The sequence below is a fragment of the Tatumella sp. UCD-D_suzukii genome (assembly GCF_000611875.2).
In the GTDB taxonomy this organism is placed as follows: domain Bacteria; phylum Pseudomonadota; class Gammaproteobacteria; order Enterobacterales; family Enterobacteriaceae; genus Tatumella; species Tatumella ptyseos.
In genome coordinates, this window is record NZ_JFJX01000067.1 from 48,094 (window position 1) to 67,975 (window position 19,882).

Annotated in this window: 17 protein-coding genes; 6 read left to right on the forward strand and 11 right to left on the reverse strand. The window is 50.6% G+C overall.

Annotated features, from left to right (window positions below; genetic code table 11):
- Positions 1 to 84: 84 nt before the first annotated feature.
- The 4 genes from rplM (at position 85) to sspB (ending at position 2,374) form a co-directional block, all read left to right on the forward strand.
- Positions 85 to 513 (forward strand): 50S ribosomal protein L13, encoded by a 429-nt coding sequence (gene rplM / locus CG67_RS15335; RefSeq protein WP_025903811.1) that lies wholly within the window; start codon positions 85 to 87, stop codon positions 511 to 513.
- A 15-nt stretch (positions 514 to 528) separates the two neighbouring features.
- Entirely contained in the window at positions 529 to 921 is a 393-nt protein-coding gene (rpsI, locus tag CG67_RS15340; RefSeq protein ID WP_025903812.1) for a 30S ribosomal protein S9, read from the forward strand.
- A gap of 305 nt (positions 922 to 1,226) precedes the next feature.
- Complete coding sequence (sspA, locus tag CG67_RS15345; protein ID WP_025903813.1) at positions 1,227 to 1,868, forward strand: stringent starvation protein SspA; 642 nt, start codon at positions 1,227 to 1,229, stop codon at positions 1,866 to 1,868.
- A 2-nt stretch (positions 1,869 to 1,870) separates the two neighbouring features.
- Positions 1,871 to 2,374, forward strand: a complete 504-nt coding sequence (sspB, locus tag CG67_RS15350; RefSeq protein WP_025903814.1) for a ClpXP protease specificity-enhancing factor — start codon at positions 1,871 to 1,873, stop codon at positions 2,372 to 2,374.
- 58 nt (positions 2,375 to 2,432) lie between these two features.
- Here sspB and CG67_RS15355 read toward each other — a convergent pair whose 3' ends face one another.
- From CG67_RS15355 to gltB, 3 genes are all read right to left on the reverse strand, one after another.
- Positions 2,433 to 3,176 (reverse strand): SDR family NAD(P)-dependent oxidoreductase, encoded by a 744-nt coding sequence (locus CG67_RS15355; RefSeq protein ID WP_025903815.1) that lies wholly within the window; start codon positions 3,174 to 3,176, stop codon positions 2,433 to 2,435.
- A gap of 179 nt (positions 3,177 to 3,355) precedes the next feature.
- On the reverse strand, positions 3,356 to 4,774 hold the full coding sequence (locus tag CG67_RS15360) for a glutamate synthase small subunit (RefSeq protein ID WP_025903816.1): 1,419 nt from the start codon (positions 4,772 to 4,774) through the stop codon (positions 3,356 to 3,358).
- A 9-nt stretch (positions 4,775 to 4,783) separates the two neighbouring features.
- The gene (gene gltB / locus CG67_RS15365) at positions 4,784 to 9,250 is read right to left on the reverse strand and encodes a glutamate synthase large subunit (protein ID WP_025903817.1); all 4,467 of its coding nucleotides are present in this window, start codon (positions 9,248 to 9,250) and stop codon (positions 4,784 to 4,786) included.
- A gap of 735 nt (positions 9,251 to 9,985) precedes the next feature.
- Here gltB and arcB point away from each other — a divergent pair.
- Both arcB and mtgA read left to right on the forward strand, forming a co-directional pair.
- On the forward strand, positions 9,986 to 12,328 hold the full coding sequence (gene arcB / locus CG67_RS15370) for an aerobic respiration two-component sensor histidine kinase ArcB (RefSeq protein ID WP_025903818.1): 2,343 nt from the start codon (positions 9,986 to 9,988) through the stop codon (positions 12,326 to 12,328).
- Positions 12,329 to 13,234: 906 nt separating this feature from the next.
- Entirely contained in the window at positions 13,235 to 13,954 is a 720-nt protein-coding gene (mtgA, locus tag CG67_RS15375; RefSeq protein WP_025903819.1) for a monofunctional biosynthetic peptidoglycan transglycosylase, read from the forward strand.
- 12 nt (positions 13,955 to 13,966) lie between these two features.
- On the opposite strand, the gene npr is transcribed toward mtgA, so the two are convergent.
- The 8 genes from npr to kdsC all read right to left on the reverse strand — a co-directional run bounded on the left by npr (position 13,967) and on the right by kdsC (position 19,870).
- Entirely contained in the window at positions 13,967 to 14,239 is a 273-nt protein-coding gene (gene npr, locus CG67_RS15380; protein WP_025903820.1) for a PTS phosphocarrier protein NPr, read from the reverse strand.
- Positions 14,236 to 15,090, reverse strand: a complete 855-nt coding sequence (gene rapZ, locus CG67_RS15385; protein WP_025903821.1) for an RNase adapter RapZ — start codon at positions 15,088 to 15,090, stop codon at positions 14,236 to 14,238. The genes npr and rapZ overlap by 4 nt, the downstream gene beginning before the upstream one ends.
- A 48-nt stretch (positions 15,091 to 15,138) precedes the next feature.
- The gene (ptsN, locus tag CG67_RS15390; RefSeq protein WP_025903822.1) at positions 15,139 to 15,624 is read right to left on the reverse strand and encodes a PTS IIA-like nitrogen regulatory protein PtsN; all 486 of its coding nucleotides are present in this window, start codon (positions 15,622 to 15,624) and stop codon (positions 15,139 to 15,141) included.
- A gap of 371 nt (positions 15,625 to 15,995) precedes the next feature.
- On the reverse strand, positions 15,996 to 17,429 hold the full coding sequence (gene rpoN / locus CG67_RS15395) for an RNA polymerase factor sigma-54 (protein WP_025903823.1): 1,434 nt from the start codon (positions 17,427 to 17,429) through the stop codon (positions 15,996 to 15,998).
- 51 nt (positions 17,430 to 17,480) lie between these two features.
- Complete coding sequence (gene lptB, locus CG67_RS15400; protein WP_025903824.1) at positions 17,481 to 18,206, reverse strand: LPS export ABC transporter ATP-binding protein; 726 nt, start codon at positions 18,204 to 18,206, stop codon at positions 17,481 to 17,483.
- A 5-nt stretch (positions 18,207 to 18,211) separates the two neighbouring features.
- Complete coding sequence (gene lptA, locus CG67_RS15405) at positions 18,212 to 18,763, reverse strand: lipopolysaccharide ABC transporter substrate-binding protein LptA (protein ID WP_025903825.1); 552 nt, start codon at positions 18,761 to 18,763, stop codon at positions 18,212 to 18,214.
- Positions 18,741 to 19,310 carry an LPS export ABC transporter periplasmic protein LptC gene (gene lptC, locus CG67_RS15410; RefSeq protein WP_025903826.1) on the reverse strand — a complete coding sequence of 190 codons (570 nt, stop codon included), beginning with the start codon at positions 19,308 to 19,310 and terminating at the stop codon, positions 18,741 to 18,743. Before lptC ends, lptA begins: the two co-directional genes overlap by 23 nt.
- Complete coding sequence (gene kdsC / locus CG67_RS15415; protein WP_025903827.1) at positions 19,307 to 19,870, reverse strand: 3-deoxy-manno-octulosonate-8-phosphatase KdsC; 564 nt, start codon at positions 19,868 to 19,870, stop codon at positions 19,307 to 19,309. Before kdsC ends, lptC begins: the two co-directional genes overlap by 4 nt.
- Between the last annotated feature and the right edge of the window lie 12 nt (positions 19,871 to 19,882).

Consider the following 19,882-nt stretch of genomic DNA (forward strand, 5'->3'; position numbering starts at 1 on the left):
CAAAATAGTCGTGTGAGCCTCAATCGTTTACTTAAGCGTTTGGGATTTCACCAACGTGTAACTTATATTTGGGTAAGCTTTTCAATGAAAACTTTTACAGCTAAACCAGAAACCGTACAGCGTGACTGGTATGTTGTTGACGCGACAGGCAAAACTTTAGGTCGTTTAGCGACTGAACTGGCTCGTCGTCTGCGTGGCAAACATAAAGCGGAATACACTCCGCACGTTGATACCGGTGATTACATTATCGTTCTTAACGCCGAGAAAGTTGCTGTTACTGGTAACAAGCGTAGCGATAAGATCTATTACCATCACACTGGCCACATCGGTGGTATCAAGCAAGCGACCTTCGAAGAGATGATTGATCGCCGTCCTGAGCGTGTGATTGAAATCGCGGTTAAAGGCATGCTGCCAAAAGGCCCACTGGGTCGTGCTATGTACCGTAAACTGAAAGTTTACGCAGGTAACGAGCACAACCATGCGGCACAGCAACCGCAAGTTCTTGACATTTAATCGGGATTACAGGCAATGGCTGAAACTCAAAACTACGGCACAGGTCGCCGCAAAAGCTCATCCGCTCGCGTCTTTATCAAGCCGGGCAGCGGAAACATCGTTATCAATCAGCGTTCTTTAGAACAGTATTTCGGTCGCGAGACTGCACGTATGGTCGTGCGTCAGCCGCTGGAACTGCTTGATATGGTAGGTAAGTTTGATCTGTACATCACCGTTAAAGGTGGTGGTATCTCTGGTCAGGCAGGTGCGATCCGTCACGGTATCACACGCGCTCTGATGGAGTATGACGAATCTCTGCGTTCAGAACTGCGCAAAGCGGGCTTTGTTACCCGTGATGCACGTAAAGTTGAACGTAAGAAAGTCGGTCTGCGTAAAGCACGTCGTCGTCCACAGTTCTCCAAACGTTAATTCTTTGCTGCTTATGCAGCATTGCAATTGGCCTCAAAAACCCGCTTCGGCGGGTTTTTTGTTTTCCGACGCTCAGAGGCCTGCAGTTCAGGACTATTTATTGGTAAATCTTTAATCACCCCCCACAAACAGGTGAAGATCTGGTAGACTATGGCCCTGATTTATACCTGTCGGCAAGAGCGATGCCCCGGGGGCCTGAGGGCCTGTAACAGGGTATTTGAGCAGACTGACAGGTTTTATGCATACTGGCTAGTCGGCTGTTGTTGGCTATTCGTAGTATCTTTTTGAGCTAAGTGGAGGTTTTCATGGCTGTCGCTGCCAACAAACGTTCGGTAATGACACTGTTTTCCGGACTCAGTGATATTTTCAGCCATCAGGTACGTATCGTACTGGCCGAAAAGGGCGTTAGTGTGGAGATCGAACAGGTCGATATGGATAACCTTCCGCAGGATCTTATTGACCTGAATCCGTATTGTACGGTGCCGACTCTGGTTGACCGTGAACTGACGTTGTATGAATCACGTATTATCATGGAATACCTGGATGAGCGTTTTCCTCATCCGCCATTGATGCCTGTGTATCCTGTCGCCCGGGGTGAAAGCCGCCTGATGATGCATCGCATCGAGCAGGACTGGTACAGCCTGCTGTTCCGTATCGAGAAAGGAACTGCTCAGGAAGCTGATGATGCCCGTAAGCAACTGCGTGAGCAGTTACTGGCAATTGCGCCTTTATTCGCCCGTACACCTTTCTTCATGAGCGAAGAATTCAGCCTGGTTGATTGCTATCTGGCTCCGTTACTGTGGCGTTTACCTTCAATGGGTGTAGACCTGAGCGGCACAGGCTCTAAAGAGCTGAAAGGCTATATGACACGCGTCTTCGAACGTGACTCTTTCCTGGCCTCTCTGACCGAAACTGAACGCGAAATGCGTCTGCAATTTCGGGGCTGATTATGGAAATGACTGAACTGAGTGCACGTCGTCCTTATCTGTTACGGGCATTCTATGAATGGCTGCTGGATAATGATCTGACGCCACATCTGGTGGCTGATATTAATCTGCCGGGCGTGATGGTTCCGCTGGAATATGCGCGTGATGGACAGATTGTACTGAACATTGCTCCGCGTGCTGTCGGTAATCTTGAGATGACCAATGATGCCGTGCATTTCAACGCCCGTTTTGGTGGCGTTCCTCGTCAGGTCGTTGTGCCGATGAATGCGGTGATGGCCATCTATGCACGTGAGAATGGTGCCGGAACCATGTTTGAACCTGAGCCTGCCTATGACCAGTTATCAGAAGATGATGCTGAGCCGCAGGCTGCTCCGTCAGAAACTATCATGTCAGTCATTGAGGGTGATTTGCCTGAGGGCACGACCGACTCAGAGACTGATGGCGATGATGAACCCCCTCATCCTCCGCGCGGCGGCGGACGTCCGGCGCTACGCATTGTTAAGTAAGTTATCAGGATGTCATGAAAACCGGCCCGCAGGCCGGTTTTTTTATGCCTGAAACAAGCTATTGGGCAGTATATCCGCCATCGACCAGCAACGATGCACCATTGATAAACCCGGCCTGGTCACTGGCAAGAAAAAGGACCGCGGCGGCGACTTCCTCAGGACGCCCCAGGCGGCCCTGCGGGTGAAGCTTAATCAGCTCTTCTTTCTGTGTTGAGGAAAGTTTGCTAAGTAACGGGGTATCGATATAGCCCGGACAAACCGCATTCACGCGGATATTTTTCCCGGCATAATCTGCGGCCAGTGTTTCGGTCAACAGTTTGACCCCGCCTTTGGCGGCGGCATAAGCGGTGACGTGGCGTTTACCGACAAAGCTATGGATGGAGCCGCAGTTCACGATAACCCCGGGGAGGTTATGTTCCGTCCAATGCCGGAGCGCATATTTATTACTGAGAAACACCCCGGAAAGATTGATATCGATTGTTTTCTGCCAGTCGGTGAATAAGAGATCTGCTGCGACACCATCGCGGGCGATACCGGCATTGGCAAACACAATATCCAGCCCTGAAAAATGCCGGAGAGTCGTTTCGATCAACTGCTGCTGGTCCGCCTCACTACATACGTTTGTCTGGCAGAAGATCACGGACATTCCTTGTTGCTGAAGTTCGCGGGTGATCTGTTCGCTGTCAGGGGCAATATCCGCAATGACCACAGATGCCCCGGCAGAAGCAAACGCTTTGACCGTTTCGAGACCAATACCGCTGGCTCCGCCGGTAACAATGACGACCTTTCCTGAGAAATCCATATCAGTTCCTTTTTCTGGCTACGGGATATTCCGTAAGCAAAAGGCAGGATAACGGAAGGGTTGGCTAAAATATGTACATAAAAAGCCTGACTCCGGACATTTGCAGGCGGGGGAGCCGGGGGGCGGGCGAAAAAAAAGGCACAATACTGTGCCTTTTCAGGATGGAAACCGGAAGTCTGTCAGACCTCCAGGTAATCCATAATACCTTCAGCCGCCTTACGGCCTTCAGCGATAGCGGTAACGACCAGGTCAGAACCACGGACGATATCGCCCCCGGCAAAGATCTTAGGGTTACTGGTCTGGAAAGCGTTATCACTGTTCTCAGGTGCAATAATACGTCCCTGAGCGTCAAGTTCGACGCCGAAGCTTGCCAGCCACTCCATACCATGCGGACGGAAACCGAATGCCATGACTACGGCATCCGCCGGAATGATGTGCTCAGAACCTGCGACGATCTCTGCCCGGCGGCGTCCTGCCGCATCTTCAGGACCCATTTCGGTACGTGCCATCTTAACGCCACAGACGCGACCCTGGCTGTCGATCTCGATACCTAAAGGTTGCAGGTTAAACCGGAACTCAACCCCTTCTTCACGGGCATTTTTCACCTCGCGGCGCGAGCCTGGCATATTCTCTTCATCACGACGGTAAGCACAGGTCACATGACTGGCACCCTGACGAATGGACGTACGCACGCAGTCCATCGCCGTATCCCCGCCACCGAGCACGACAACGCGTTTACTCTGCATGGTGATATAAGGCTGCTCTTCCAGTGGCTCAAAGCCCATGGTGTGACGTGTATTCGCAATCAGGAAAGGCAGGGCATCAAATACACCCGGCGCATCTTCATTTTCCAGGCCACCACGCATTGACTGGTAAGTCCCGACACCCAGGAACACAGAATCGAATTCATCCATCAGGTCGCTGAGCTGAACATCGCGTCCCACTTCAGTATTCAGACGGAATTCAATGCCCATTTCGGTGAACAGTTCGCGACGTTTGATCATCACTTCTTTTTCTAATTTGAAAGAAGGAATACCAAAGGTCAGCAAACCACCAATTTCCGGGTGACGGTCAAAGACCACTGCCTTTACACCATTACGGGTCAGGACATCCGCACAAGCCAGACCGGCAGGGCCGGCGCCAATGACGGCGACACGTTTACCGGTAGGCGTGACATGCGACATGTCCGGCTTCCAGCCCATCTCCATCGCTTTATCGTTGATATAGCGCTCGATATTACCGATGGTGACGGCACCAAACTCCGCATTGAGCGTACACGAGCCTTCACACAGGCGGTCCTGTGGACAAACACGGCCACAGACTTCCGGCAAGCTGTTGGTCTGGTGTGACAGATCTGCCGCTTCCATAATCCTGCCTTCATTGGCCAGCTTCAGCCAGTTAGGAATATAGTTGTGAACCGGACATTTCCATTCGCAATACGGGTTACCGCAGTCCAGGCAGCGATCGGCCTGAGCTTTAACCTGCCCTTCAGAGAAGGGCTCATAAATTTCTACAAATTCAATTTTCCGAAGTTTCAGCGGTTTTTTCGGCGGATCAACACGCTGCAAGTCGATAAACTGATAAACATTCTGACTCATCGTGACCTCTTACTGCGCCTGAACCCGCAGTTCTGCTGCGGAGCGACTACGGTGGCCCAGCAATGCTTTGACATCACTGGACTTAGGTTTAACCAGGGTGAATTTAGCAGACCATTCCGGCCAGTTGGCCAGGATCTCTTCACCGCGACCGGACTGGGTATACTGAACGTGTTCAGTAATCAGCCCGCGCAGATGCTCTTCATGGATCGGTAATTGCTCAACATCCAGCACTTCTACCAGTTCAGCATTCACGCGTTTACGGAATTCACCGTCTTCATCCAGAACGTAAGCGAATCCGCCGGTCATCCCTGCGCCAAAGTTAACGCCGGTGCGCCCCAGGACGCAGACAATGCCACCGGTCATATATTCACAGCCATTGTCACCGATACCTTCAACCACGGTAATGGCTCCGGAGTTACGGACGGCAAAACGTTCACCGGCACGACCTGCGGCAAAAAGTTTACCGCCGGTGGCGCCATACAGACAGGTGTTACCGGCAATGGTCGCTTCCACGCTGCGGAAGGCAGAACCTACCGGAGGACGGATAGCCAGTAACCCGCCAGCCATGCCTTTACCGACATAGTCGTTAGCATCCCCGGTCAGGATCATTTCCAGCCCACCGGCATTCCATACCCCGAAACTCTGACCAGCGGTTCCGGTAAAGTAAACGCGGATAGGATCTGCCGCCAGTCCCTGGTCACCGTGAATCATGGCGATAGCACCGGAAAGCGTGGCGCCGACGGAACGATCGGTATTCCGGATGTCGAAATAGAATGTTTTACTCTGACGCTGCTCAATAAAGGGGACAGCCTGTTCCAGCAACGCTTTGTTAAGCACGCCTTTATCAAACGGCGGGTTGCTTTCGGTACAGTACATGGCTTTACCTGGCATTGGCTGCGCAGTCTTCAGCAGTGAAGAAAGATCCAGCTTCTGCTGTTTTGCCGTAAATCCGTCCAATTCTTTCAGCAGATCGGTGCGGCCGATCAGGTCAGTCAGACGGGTTACCCCCAGTGAGGCCATAATTTCACGGGTTTCCCGGGCAATAAATTCAAAGTAATTGGTCACTTTAAACGGTAAGCCATGGTAATGATGGGTGCGCAGCTTATCGTCCTGAGTTGCCACACCGGTAGCACAGTTATTCAGGTGGCAAATACGCAGGTATTTACAGCCCAGCGCGACCATCGGACCGGTCCCGAAGCCGAAGCTTTCGGCACCCAGGATCGCGGCTTTAATGATATCCAGGCCGGTTTTCAGCCCGCCATCGATCTGTAAGCGGATTTTATGACGCAAGCCATTGGCCACCAGTGCCTGCTGAGTCTCTACCAGCCCCAGTTCCCAGGGGCAGCCGGCATATTTAACCGAGGACAACGGACTGGCACCGGTGCCGCCATCATAGCCGGCGATAGTGATTAAATCCGCATAGGCTTTTGCCACCCCGGTCGCAATGGTTCCGACACCCGGTTCGGAAACCAGTTTGACCGAAATCATCGCCTTCGGGTTAACCTGCTTGAGGTCGAAAATCAGCTGCGCCAGGTCTTCAATGGAATAGATATCATGATGTGGCGGAGGTGATATCAGTGTGACGCCAGGTACAGAGTAGCGGAGTCTGGCAATATACGGAGTCACCTTGTCACCCGGTAACTGTCCGCCTTCACCCGGTTTCGCCCCCTGAGCGACCTTGATCTGAATAACATCCGCATTCACCAGGTAGGCCGGTGTCACACCAAAGCGACCGGAAGCGACCTGTTTGATCCGTGAAACTTTATTGGTGCCGTAACGTGCAGGATCTTCACCGCCTTCTCCGGAGTTGGAGAAGCCGCCGATACTGTTCATGGCTTCAGCCAGTGATTCATGTGCTTCCGGGCTTAACGCACCGATAGACATTGCCGCACTGTCAAAACGTTTAAACAGCTCACTGGCTGGCTCGACATCGTCGATAAGAATACTGTCAGTGCCGGGCTGTAACTGTAACAGGTCACGCAACGTGGCGACCGGACGGTTATTGACCAGTTCTGCATACTTCCTGTAGTCATCGAAATCGCCGCTCTGAACCGCCTGCTGCAGCGTGCCTACGATATCCGGGTTATAGGCGTGGTATTCACCGCCATGGACGTATTTCAGTAATCCTCCCTGTTCCAGCGTCTTACGCTGTAACCAGGCGCGTTTCGCCAGATTCGTTAAATCCTGCTGGAAATCACTGAAGCTGGCACCGCCGATCCGGCTGGTGACATTCTGGAAACAGAGGCGGGTCACATCCTGATGTAAACCGACAGCTTCGAACAGCTTCGAACAGCGGTAAGAAGCGATAGTCGAAATGCCCATTTTGGACATGATTTTGTACAGACCTTTATTGATGCCGTTACGGTAGTTCAGCATCACACTGCGATAATCTTTTCCGATAACACCGCTGTCTGACATCTGTGCCAGAGACTCATAGGCCAGCCATGGGTAGACCGCCGTTGCGCCGAAGCCGAACAGCACTGCAAAATGATGCGGATCACGGGCTGACGCCGTTTCAACAATGATGTTGGCATCACAGCGCAGATTTTTTTCAACCAACCGCGCCTGGACTGCTCCGACGATCATCGGAGCCGGTACCGGCAGACGACCGATACTGATCGCCCGGTCAGACAGCACCAGCAGAACGGTCCCTTCACGCACCAGTTCTTCCGCCTGATCATTCAGACGGTGGATAGCCTGCTCCAGCGTTTCGCTTTCCGGCTCAAAAGTACAGTCCAGGGTATCGGCACGATAGTACTTACCTTCCAGCGTCGTCAGCTGAGTAAAGTCAGAGTAGAGCAGGATAGGGGATTTAAAGCTCACCCGGTGGGCCTGTCCTTCCGCTTCACAGAAGACATTCATCTCCTGGCCGATACTGGTTGCCAGTGACATCACGTGGTTTTCACGCAACGGGTCAATCGGCGGGTTAGTCACCTGCGCAAATTGCTGACGGAAATAGTCATAGATAATGCGCGGGCGGCTGGAGAGCACGGCAAAAGGCGTATCATCACCCATCGACCCCACGGCTTCCTGGCCATTCTCGCCCAGTACCCGCAGAATGCTGTCCAGTTCTTCACTGCTGTAACCAAACTGCTTGTGGTAAGTCGCCAGCATCGTATCGCTGAGGTGACGTTTACCCACCTGCTCATCCGTCAGCTCTTCAAAAGGGACTAAGCGTTTAACATTCTTTTCCATCCATTCTTTATAAGGATGGCGGCTTTTCAGATCGTTATCGGTTTCTGACGAATGGAGGATACGGCCTTCACGGGTATCGATCACCATCAGCTCGCCGGGACCGACACGGCCTTTTTCGACCACTTCATCGGGCTGATAATCCCAGATACCGACTTCAGAGGCGCAGGTAATTAATTTATCACTGGTAATAACATACCGGGCAGGTCGCAGACCATTACGGTCCAGGTTACAGGCCGCGTAACGTCCGTCAGACATGACGATACCGGCGGGGCCATCCCACGGCTCCATATGCATGGAGTTAAAGTCAAAGAAGGCGCGTAACTCAGGATCCATATCCGGATTGTTCTGCCATGCCGGCGGTACCAGCAAACGCATTGCGCGGACCAGGTCCATACCACCGTTGAGGAAAAGCTCCAGCATGTTATCCATTGAACTGGAATCTGAACCGGTTTCGTTCACAAACGGAGCGACGGTCTGCAGATCAGGGATCAATGGGGTATTGAATTTATATGCACGTGCACGTGCCCACTGCCGGTTCCCGGCAATGGTATTAATTTCACCATTATGTGCCATATAGCGGAAAGGCTGGGCCAGTGGCCAGCGAGGCACAGTATTGGTTGAGAAGCGCTGGTGGAATAAGCATATAGATGATTCTAAACGCAAATCCGCCAGGTCGAGATAAAACCGGGGCAGGTCAGTGGGCATGCAAAGCCCTTTGTAGATATTCACCTGATTGGAGAAACTACAAATATAGAAATCACTGTCATTCAGGGCTTCGACACGCTTTTCTATCCGGCGGCGAGCCATGTACAGACGGCGTTCCATATCACGCGGACGCCATCCGGCCGGGGCGTTGATAAAGACTTGTTGGATCCCTGGCAATGACGACAGGGCAATCTCCCCCAGAACGTCCTGATTAGTAGGAACTTCGCGCCATCCGGCCACAGAAAGTGTTTCACGGATAATCTCTTCTTCGACAATAGCACGGGCAGCACTGGCCCTGGCTTCATCAGTACTCAGGAAGAGCATACCGACAGCGTAGTTCTTCGCCAGACGCCAGCCTTTTTCTTCCGCAACAATACGGAAGAAACGGTCAGGCTTCTGTAACAGAAGACCACAGCCATCACCGGTTTTACCGTCAGCCAGAATTGCACCGCGATGTTGCATTCTGGCGAGTCCATGAATGGCCGTACGTACTACTTTATGGCTCGGTTCACCTTCTATATGGGCGATCAGTCCAAAACCACAGTTATCCTTTTCAAGGGATTTATCATACAACATTTAGTGAACCTCCCCGGGCTCTAGAGACTCTTGTTATTCCGGCAGTCAGACATGCGCAACAGCAGCGTAAGAATGCGGCATATGGAGATGCACAAACATGTCTTATATCGCTTCTTCTGCCATGGCGGGCTTCGTCGATGTGACAAGTGTCGGGAACTTGTTACAGGGAACCTCTGCTACTGCATAAATATGGCGGACAATGGATCCGCACAGAAAGCTTCCAGTGGATTTCCAACTTATCGGGAAAGCGAAGTCAGGTCAAATAGTGACTCTTTCTGTGACGAGGGCGGGTGTTTTTTTGTATCTGATTGAATGTTAAGTAGTTAATAGGTTTTTTATCCGGTTGTGCACAATCAGGATGCAGAGGTAATTGTGAACTGTCTCACTATAGTGCGGCATCTCAATAGCTGCACCATGCTGGTGCCGGAGTGATTTTTAGCACAAAACTCCGCTTATTCGCAGATTGCTGCATAATATATCTGTTTTAGGAATAAACCTTTTTTTCTGCGTGTTCTCAGGGATCATTAAAAAAATTAATAGGATTGCTTATTGAGTTAAGATTCACTTCTTGTGAATTTATATTCATTTCTTGTTTTATCTTATGACGTCTTACTCTCACGCGGTGGCGGCAGAGGATTGCGGCATCCTTCGGGAAAATACGTCTGTGATTCCTATCAACCTGTTTCTGCGTTAAAAAGGTAGGCTATGATGGGAGTTCACAGTCAGGGAGTGTATATGAAACAGATCAGATTACTGGCGCAATACTATGTAGATTTGATGGTCAAACTTGGCCTGGTCCGGTTTTCTTTGTTGCTGGCCTCAGCCTTAGTTGTGCTGGCAATGATTGTCCAGATGGCCGTTACGCTGGTATTACAGGGCAGAGTGGAAAGTATCGATGTCGTCCGTTCGGTATTTTTTGGATTACTGATCACGCCCTGGGCAGTGTATTTCCTCTCTGTGGTCGTTGATCAACTGGAAGACTCCCGTCAGCGGTTAGCCCGGCTGGTGGATAAGCTCGAAGAGATGCGTCACCGGGACTTACAACTTAACCAGCAGTTGAAAGAAAATATTCAGCAACTCAATCAGGAAATTAATGATCGTGAAAAAGCGGAACAGGCCCGTGAACATGCTATGGATAAGCTCAAGGATGAAATGGCCAGCCGTGAAAAGACTCAGATAGAACTGGAACAGCAGTCCAGTTTCTTACGTTCATTTCTTGATGCCTCTCCTGACCTGGTCTTTTATCGCAATATTGACCGCAAGTTTTCCGGTTGTAACCGTGCCGTCGAATTGCTGGCGGGGAAAAATGAGAAACAGCTGGTCGGGTTATCACCGCTGGATATCTATGACGCCGATACCGCAGCCAAAATACTGGAAACGGATGAGAAGGTGTTCCGTCATAATGTTGCGCTGACTTATGAACAGTGGCTGCAGTATCCGGATGGTAAAAAAGCCTGTTTTGAAATCCGTAAAGTTCCTTACTATGACCGTGTCGGAAAGCGCGCCGGTCTGATGGGGTTTGGTCGTGATATTACCGAGCGTAAGCGTTACCAGGAAGCACTGGAAAATGCCAGCCGCGAAAAAACGACCTTTATCTCGACCATCAGTCATGAACTTCGTACACCGCTGAACGGCATTGTCGGCCTGAGTCGTATCCTGCTGGATACCGAACTGAGCCAGGAACAGCTGAATTATCTCAACACCATCCATGTGTCAGCGATCACACTGGGAAATATTTTCAACGATGTGATCGAAATGGATAAAATTGAACGTCGCCGTGTCAGGCTGGACAATCAGCCTATCGATTTTACCGGCTTCCTGGCTGATCTTGAAAATCTCTCCGGACTGCTGGTTCAGCCCAAGGGACTGAAGTTCATTATGTCTGCACAGCAACCCTTGCCTGAAACGATCGTCGCCGACGGGACCCGGTTGCGTCAGATCCTATGGAACCTGATTGGTAATGCCGTGAAGTTCACCCGCGAAGGCGAAATTATCGTCACCGTCACCTATGATGACACCGCGCAGAAACTTCGCTTTGATGTCAAAGATTCCGGGATCGGTATTCCGAAGGCGGAGCAGGACAAAATTTTTGCCATGTACTACCAGGTGAAAGATCAGCATGGGGGTAAACCGGCGACCGGCACCGGTATCGGACTGGCGATTTCTTACCGTCTGGCACAGGCGATGGGGGGCGATATTACGGTCAGCAGCCTTCCCGGAGAAGGTGCCAGCTTCAGCGTGGTGATTGATGCGCCAGCCCTGACGACCATAGATGAGCCTGCTGATGAGCCGGAGGCCATGCCTCTGCCGGCTCTGCATATTTTACTGGTCGAAGATATCGAACTAAACGTAGTGGTGGCCCGTTCAGTACTGGATAAACTAGGGTGCTCAACCGAGGTGGCGATGACCGGTGCTGAGGCGCTGGAAATGTTCGATCCCGGGGAGTTCGATATGGTATTGCTGGATATTCAGCTGCCGGATATGACCGGCCTTGATGTCGCACGCACACTGCATCAGCGCTTTACCGGGCAGGAACTTCCTCCGCTGGTCGCTCTGACGGCTAATGTGCTGAAAGATAAGCAAGAGTATCTGGAAGCCGGGATGGATGATGTGCTGAGCAAACCGCTGGCCGTCCCTGCGCTAACTGCCGTGATCAGTAAATACTGGAACCCGCATCAGGATGAGGAAGAGCAGATCCCTGAACCGGCATCTTCCGCTGAACAGAAGCACCTGGATATCGTCATGCTGGAACAATATCTTGAGCTGGTAGGGCCAAAACTTATCTATGACAGTCTGAGCATGTTTGAAAAAATGATGCCGGGCTATCTTGATGTCCTCGACTCCAACATGATGGCAAAAGATCAGAAAGGCATTGCGGAAGAGGGCCACAAAATTAAGGGAGCAGCTGGCTCTGTCGGATTAAAATACCTGCAGGAGATTGCGCGGCAGATTCAGACCCCGGAACTCCCGGCCTGGTGGGACAACGTCCAGGAATGGATCGATGAACTGCGACATGAATGGCGTCATGAAGTAGATACGCTAAGGAAGTGGGTAGAGAACAGGGAAGCAGAAAAGTAACCGGGGCGGCAGAGCAAAAAAATGACCCCGGATAAACCGGGGTGCGCGAAGATTGCGCCAACACCAGGGAAACGGTCACTCTGTAGCCGGATACGTCAGTCGTTATCCGGTCGGAACCGGGGCTACAGGGGGTATTGGATTACTGCTGCACTTACCTTAACAAAAACTGAGGTCACTTTTCCACAATTCATTAAGATTTATGAAGTTGAAATCCTTCTGAGGCATCTGTTGTCAGAGAGGTTTCTGTTGCTCTGCACCGTTTAAGGGCAATCGATGGACAGGCAGAATGAGCCGATTCATCGGCGGAATAGCAAAACTTACTCCATGATCATTCCCGCAAAAACCTTTCATTTGATGATGTTTTTATTTGCAACTCGCCTGATGCGGGACTTTAGTAATATTTATGCACAAAAACAATAAGTAAGAATGCGAGTTCCGTCCCGTTAGCTTCCCGGAGAAGCTGCAAGGTACCCGGAGAATGATAAAGTTGCAGCGTTATACCAGAGAGCGCAAGGAACCAGGTTTATCGATAGGCATGCGCTCCTGACTGATACCAGGCTATCACCGGCCGGAGCGGCATCTGCTTTTTTCCCTTTGAATGATAAGTTATGTTTAATTTATTGTTAATAAAGTGGTCAGGGTGAATAGGGTGAAATGATTAATTTATCTTAACAGTTAAACGAAAGCTGAACAGCCTGGAACCGATTCCTTATTTTTTGAAGTGATTGATGTTATTGGGATTATTCTTGTAAAGCAGAGTCATTCTTACTCTGTTTTTGAAAATATTCACAATAACCGGCGATTTTTTGCAAAAAATAGGATTGGAAATTTAATACAAACACCCGGTCGGATGATCATTAATGAACCTCGGTTATATCAAAACAGGCCCGCTGCAGGAGCAGACTGATGACAAGTAAAAAGGGATTCCGGTACAGAGTTAAACGGTGTTTTCTGCTGACCGTCAGTGGGATCATTGCCATGATGATTGCCGTTATCCTGATATTTTCCGTCGTGCCGGTCCCCTTTTCCGCGGTGATGGCAGAGCGGCAGGTCGGCGCATTCGTCTCGGGGAATACGGCCTATCGTGCCCGTTCCCATTGGGTCAGTATGTCGGAGATTTCCCCCTGGATGCCGTTGGCAGTGATTGCCGGTGAAGATCAGAAATTTCCTGAGCATTGGGGCTTTGATTTTGCGGCAGTACAATCAGTGCTGGATAGCCGTCAACGGGGAGAGATGCGCGGGGCTTCGACATTGTCCCAGCAAACGGCAAAAAATATGTTTCTCTGGGATGGGCGTAGCTGGTTACGCAAAGGATTGGAGGCCGGGCTGACAGTAGGGCTGGAAACTCTCTGGGGTAAAAAAAGAATACTGACGGTCTATTTGAATATTGCTGAGTTCGGGCCTGGGATTTTTGGGGTGGAAATGGCCTCAGAAACCTATTTCCATAAACATGCCAGCCAGCTCACCGGGCAGGAAGCTGCATTGCTGGCTGCGGTCTTACCTAACCCGATTATCTATCATGCCAGTGCTCCCTCGGCCTATGTCCGCGGACGGCAGCAGTGGATCTCGCGGCAGATGGAACAGTTAGGGGGTACCGGCTTTCTGGAAAAGTATCACCTGTACTGAGTTGATGCCGGTTTAGTCTTCATCAAAGCCGGCGTTGAAAAGTTCGATCACCGCCTGTAGTGCCCGGGCTTCGTCCGGGCCATTTGCTTCGACTTCAATCTGACCACCTTGCGCTGAATCCAGCATCAGCAGGGCAATGACACTACTGGCATCGGCTTCAGTGCCTGCTTCGTTGCGCAGGATCACCTCACAATCAAAACTCCGGACCAGTTCGAATAACTTCATCGCCGGTCTGGCATGAATACCCAGCTTATTTCTGATTTTTACTGATTCTTTCACTGTCATTTTCTTTTCTTTTCCAATGTACGATGCCGTGACTGAACATTTTTACCCCGTGAACGGAAATAGTCCGCCAGTTGCTCTGCAATATAGACGGAACGGTGTTTTCCGCCAGTACATCCGATAGCGACTGTCAGGTAACTGCGGTTGTTGGTTTCCAGCATCGGAAGCCAGAGTTCAAGATAACTGCGGGTCTGATAAATAAAATTATGGACTTCAGTATGGCGGTCAAGAAATTCGATCACCGGGCGATCAAGGCCAGTAAAAGGCCTGAGCGTTGGGTCCCAGTGGGGGTTTGGCAGGAAGCGGACGTCGAAGACATAATCGGCATCAATCGGAATACCGTATTTAAAGCCAAAGGACTCGAACACAATGGTCAGTTCGCGCTCACGTTTACCCAGCAGACGCGCCCGCAGCATTTCTGCCAGTTCGTGCACCGACATCTCAGAGGTGTCAATAATCAGGTCTGCTCTGGAGCGCAGTGGCTCAAGCAGATCGCTCTCCTCGTCTATAGCACTCTCAAGCGACAGGTTTCTGCCTGAAAGCGGGTGCAGCCGGCGGGTATCACTGTAACGGCGGATCAGTGTATTGCGGTCAGCATCCAGGAACAGCAATTGTGGTGTAAATTTGTCAGACAGGCGGTTAAAAGCATTTTCGAAAATTTCCGGAGATTCCGGCATATTACGCACATCAATGCTCACTGCTGCAGAAATATCCTGCTTTGCCAGTGAGTTGGCCAACTCCGGCAACAAATCAACGGGTAAGTTATCAACACAATAAAACCCCATATCCTCAAGGGCTCTGAGTGCGACAGATTTACCCGATCCGGAACGACCACTGACGATCATCAGAACCATGACTTTTCTCCCGTAATGATCCTGGCTAATGATAACAATTGGCCGGAATTATTCTTCCGTACGCTGCTGCTCATCCATAATAATGTCATAGAGTTCCTGATCGCTTTGTGCCGCCCGCAGACGCCTGCAGATATTCTTTTCTGCCAGGCGTTTAGCGACCTGGGATAAGGTATGCAAGTGAGTTTTACATTGATCTGCCGGAACCAGCAGGGCAAATAGCAAATCAACGGGCTGATTATCAACAGCATCAAATGAAATAGGATGCTCAAGATGGATGAACACACCAATGGTGCGTAAGGTATCTTCTTCCAGTTTTCCATGAGGGATGGCAATACCATTGCCGATGCCCGTGCTGCCCATCCTTTCACGATTCAGGATAGTTTCAAAAATGGTCTGGTGTGGCAGATTCAGCTGTGCTGCCGCCAGCTCGCTGATAATCTCCAATGCCCGTTTTTTACTCTGGCAGTGTACATTATTACGTGTACATTCCGGGGTAAGGACCTGGCTAAGTTCAAGTGTCAGTTCACTATTCATATAATTTCACTTGCAGATTTATCTGGCCACTATTGTGGTTATCGGTTGATCTTTATCCCGCGACGGTTGCCTTTACTGCACTGAGCCAATACTGCCTGTACGGCCGTCGCGTATCATGATCACGGCCTTCATCGTGGCAAACCGCGAGTCCATGCCGGCAATCATTCACCCTTTACAGCCATCCACAGGCACAGAGTGCCTCTGTTGTTGAAAGTACATGGACAACCGCTGAGATCAGGAGTTCAGGGTGGATAGCCGGAAATTAACGCTTCAGCGTAGCAAACTTTTGTTCGCTAAACTGATGCAGAGGTTCCGTTATTTCCACCTGGTGACCTGCAAAGGTGGTGACACAGGTCCGCGGTTCTGTAACGTCAAAGCAGTTGTTTTCGCTGATTTGATGGCGGTATAGATAAAGACTCGCGATACTTAGCGACGGTTCGTCTTGCGACCATAATGCCCTGTTCAGATAACATAGTAGTGAGTTTACTGTCACTCAAGGGCTTTACAGGGTTTTCCGTCGAAATTAATTTTTTAACCAGCGCTCTGATTGCCGTGGAGGACGCTTCACCGCCACCTTCAGTATTCACATGGCTTGAGAAAAAGTACTTCAGCTCAAAAATGCCCCGCGGACTGTGCAGGTATTTCTGAGTGGTAACGCGTGAAATCGTGGATTCATGCATTTCCACGGCCTGGGCAATATCTGCCAGTACCATTGGCCGCATATGTTCTTCACCCTGCTCGAAAAAGGCCTGTTGCTGCTCGACAATACAGCGGGAAACTTTAAGCAATGTGTCGTTACGGCTTTCAAGGCTCTTAATCAGCCAGCGGGCTTCCTGTAAATTATTGCGGATAAACTGATTATCGCTGTCGTTACGGGCACCGCCGCTCATCGCGGCATATTGCTGATTAATGCGTAGCCTCGGCAGGCTGTCGGTATTGAGTTCGACGGTCCACTGGTTGCCTGACTTACGTACCAGGACATCCGGGATCACATACTCTGACTCACCGGTATTAATAGACTGCCCTGGTCGCGGGTCCAGCGACTGGATCAGGAGCATCGCCTCTTTCAGTACATCTTCTTTGAGCCGCGTCAGGCGCATCAGACTGCGGAAGTCATGGTTTGCCAGCAGATCCAGATGCCCGCGAACAATCATTCGCGCTTCTTCAAGCATCGGGGTTTCAGGAGCAAACTGAGAGAGCTGGATCAGCAGACATTCTTTTAAATCTCTGGCACCCACGCCGATAGGGTCAAAATGCTGGATACGCTTTAAGACCGCTTCGACCTCTTCGGGGGCCAATTCATCATCACCAATGCTTTCCAGAATGTCATCCAGCGGAACGGTCAGATACCCTGTGGTATCAATCGCATCGACAATCGACGTGGCTATCGCGCGATCTGTATCGCTGAAGGGGGTAAGCTCCATTTGCCATATCAGGTAATCCTGCAGGGATTGTGTGGTTTCGCCCTGATAGAGAGGTAATTCATCATCCTGATAATCTGTGCCTGTTCCGGAAGGGGTACCTGCGGTATAAATTTCATCCCAGGTGGCATCCAGAGGAAGCTCTTCCGGCATATCTTTTTGTTCCAGGGCTTCCCGTGTATCCAGGGATGCGGTTTCACCTGACTCCTCAGCATCAACTTCGTTGAGTACCTCTGTTTGTTCCAGTAACGGATTACTTTCCAGAGCTAATTGTAATTCTTGTTGTAACTCGAGCGTTGACAGTTGCAACAGCCGTATCGCCTGCTGCAACTGGGGGGTCATGGCCAGTTGTTGGCTGAGTCTGAATTGCAAACTTTGCTTCATAGTGAGGCGTGTATTTCCTGAAAAAATATCAATAAGAACACATTAACAGAATCAGAGTCGGAACTCTTCACCGAGATAAACGCGTTTTACCTGCTCGTCTGCCAGAATCTCTTCCGGGGTGCCGTGAGCGATTAATTTACCCTGACTGACGATATAGGCGCGTTCACAGACCGCGAGTGTTTCACGGACGTTATGGTCAGTGATCAGTACGCCCAGACCGCTGTCACGCAGGTGCTCGATAATTTTTTTGATATCAATGACCGAAATAGGGTCAACGCCGGCAAAAGGCTCATCGAGCAGGATAAATTTGGGGTTAGCGGCCAGTGCGCGTGCAATTTCAACACGGCGACGTTCTCCGCCGGAAAGGGCCTGTCCCTGACTATCCCGCAGATGTTCAATATGGAACTCTTCCATCAGCTCGTTGGCACGATCTTCCCGTTGCTCTGCGGTCAGATCTTTACGGATCTGCAGGACCGCCATCAGGTTATCGTAAACACTCAGGCGACGGAAAATTGAGGCCTCCTGGGGCAGATATCCGATACCCAGGCGGGCACGGGCGTGCAGCGGCAGTAAACTAATATCATCACTATCGATAACAATCCGGCCTGCATCGCGGGGGACAATACCGACAACCATATAGAAGGTCGTCGTTTTACCCGCCCCGTTAGGGCCCAGCAGGCCGACAATTTCACCTGATTTCACTTCCAGGCTCACATCCTCAACCACACGTCGGCCTTTGTATGCTTTTGCCAGGTTCTCTGCAATTAAAGTCGCCATAAGTATTATTGACTCTGTTTAGGGGATTTCGTGGTTTTAGGGGTCTGTAATTCAGAAGGTACCAGAACGGTAGTCACACGTTGCTGTTGCCCCTGACTGTAAGCCTGCATTTTTTGCTGTTTCACCAGATAAGTAATGCGATCACCCTGAATATTACTGTTTAACTGCTGAATATACGCATTGCCGGTGAGCTCAATCATATCTTTCGCCAGATCATAATGTAATTTGGCGGCATGGCCTTTGACCGGTTTGCCATTGTCCTGCATCTGATAAAAGGTGGCCGGATTGCCATAGGCATCCACCAGGGTTTTCTTGCTGTCACCGCCCGGACGGGTCACAACCACCTTATCTGCGGTAATTTTGATCGTTCCCTGAGTAATAACGACATTACCGGTAAAGGTCGCCACATTGCCCTGCATATCCATTGACTGGTTTTCAGAGGTGACATTCACGGGCTTCTCCGAATCACCTGTTACCGCCAGAGCCGGCAGGCTACAAGCGAGCAATGTACTGATCAGCAGTAACCTGATGCTATTAGTTTTGGTGTTGAATTTCATAGTAGGTTTTGACCTTTTCAATTAATTCGGCTGTTTTTGCGCGTAAATTACCCCGCATCTTCATCCCTGTAGAGTGGAACCCCTGGCCGTACAGCGTGACCTGGTCATCGGAGGTCACATCCTGGGTGGCAAGGTTAATCCGGGCATTATCCGTCGTTATACGTTCGATTTTCGCGTCCGGGCTTAAGGCCCGAACTTCCACATGCCCGTAAAGATACAGCATACGGTTTTGCGTTAATTTGGCTTTATCTGCCTTGACTGACCATGCCGGTGCTTTTTGCGGGTCATACGTGGTCATGACAGGGTTATCAAACCAGCTCTCACGGGTGGCATCAAAGTAAGTGACTTTTGCTGAATCAAGCGTATACGCCAGCCCTCCCTCCGGGTTATAGACCACGGTATGGGTGCTGGCCGTGGTATAGGTCGGGCTTTGATCATCGGTTGCCACCGAAGGTGAGGGGGAGCCCTGATTGGTCAGGTTCCAGCCAATCAATACCACCGCAATAATGGCCAGCAGGAGGGTGATCCAGCATCTGGTTTTACTCATATCGATAACCCTTTGGCATCCTCGAATTTATCTTGTGCCATCAAAATAAGATCACAAATTTCCCTTACCGCACCACGGCCACCGTTGATACGTGTGACATAGTCTGCGCGCTGGAGTAATAAGGGATGGGCATCCGCCACAGAAACACTGAGACCGACCTGTGCCATGACCGGCCAGTCAATCAAATCATCGCCAATATAGGCGACCTGATTCGGACGGAGCGACAGTTTATCCAGAAGATCGTGAAAGGCCAAAACCTTATCTGATTGTCCCTGATAAAGATGGCTGATACCCAGTGTTCGGCAACGATCTTCCAGTAATCCGGCTTTACGCCCGGTAATGATCGCCACTTCAACCTCATTGGTTAACAGGCAGCGGATCCCATAACCGTCACGGACATTGAAGGCCTTCAGTTCTTCACCGCTGTTTCCCATATAAATCAATCCGTCAGACATCACACCATCGACATCACAGATCAGTAATTTTATTCCGGCTGCACTGGCCATAACGGCCTGGCTGACAGGCCCGTAACAGGTTTCAACGGGTAATTCAGTTTTCATTCTCTTATCCTG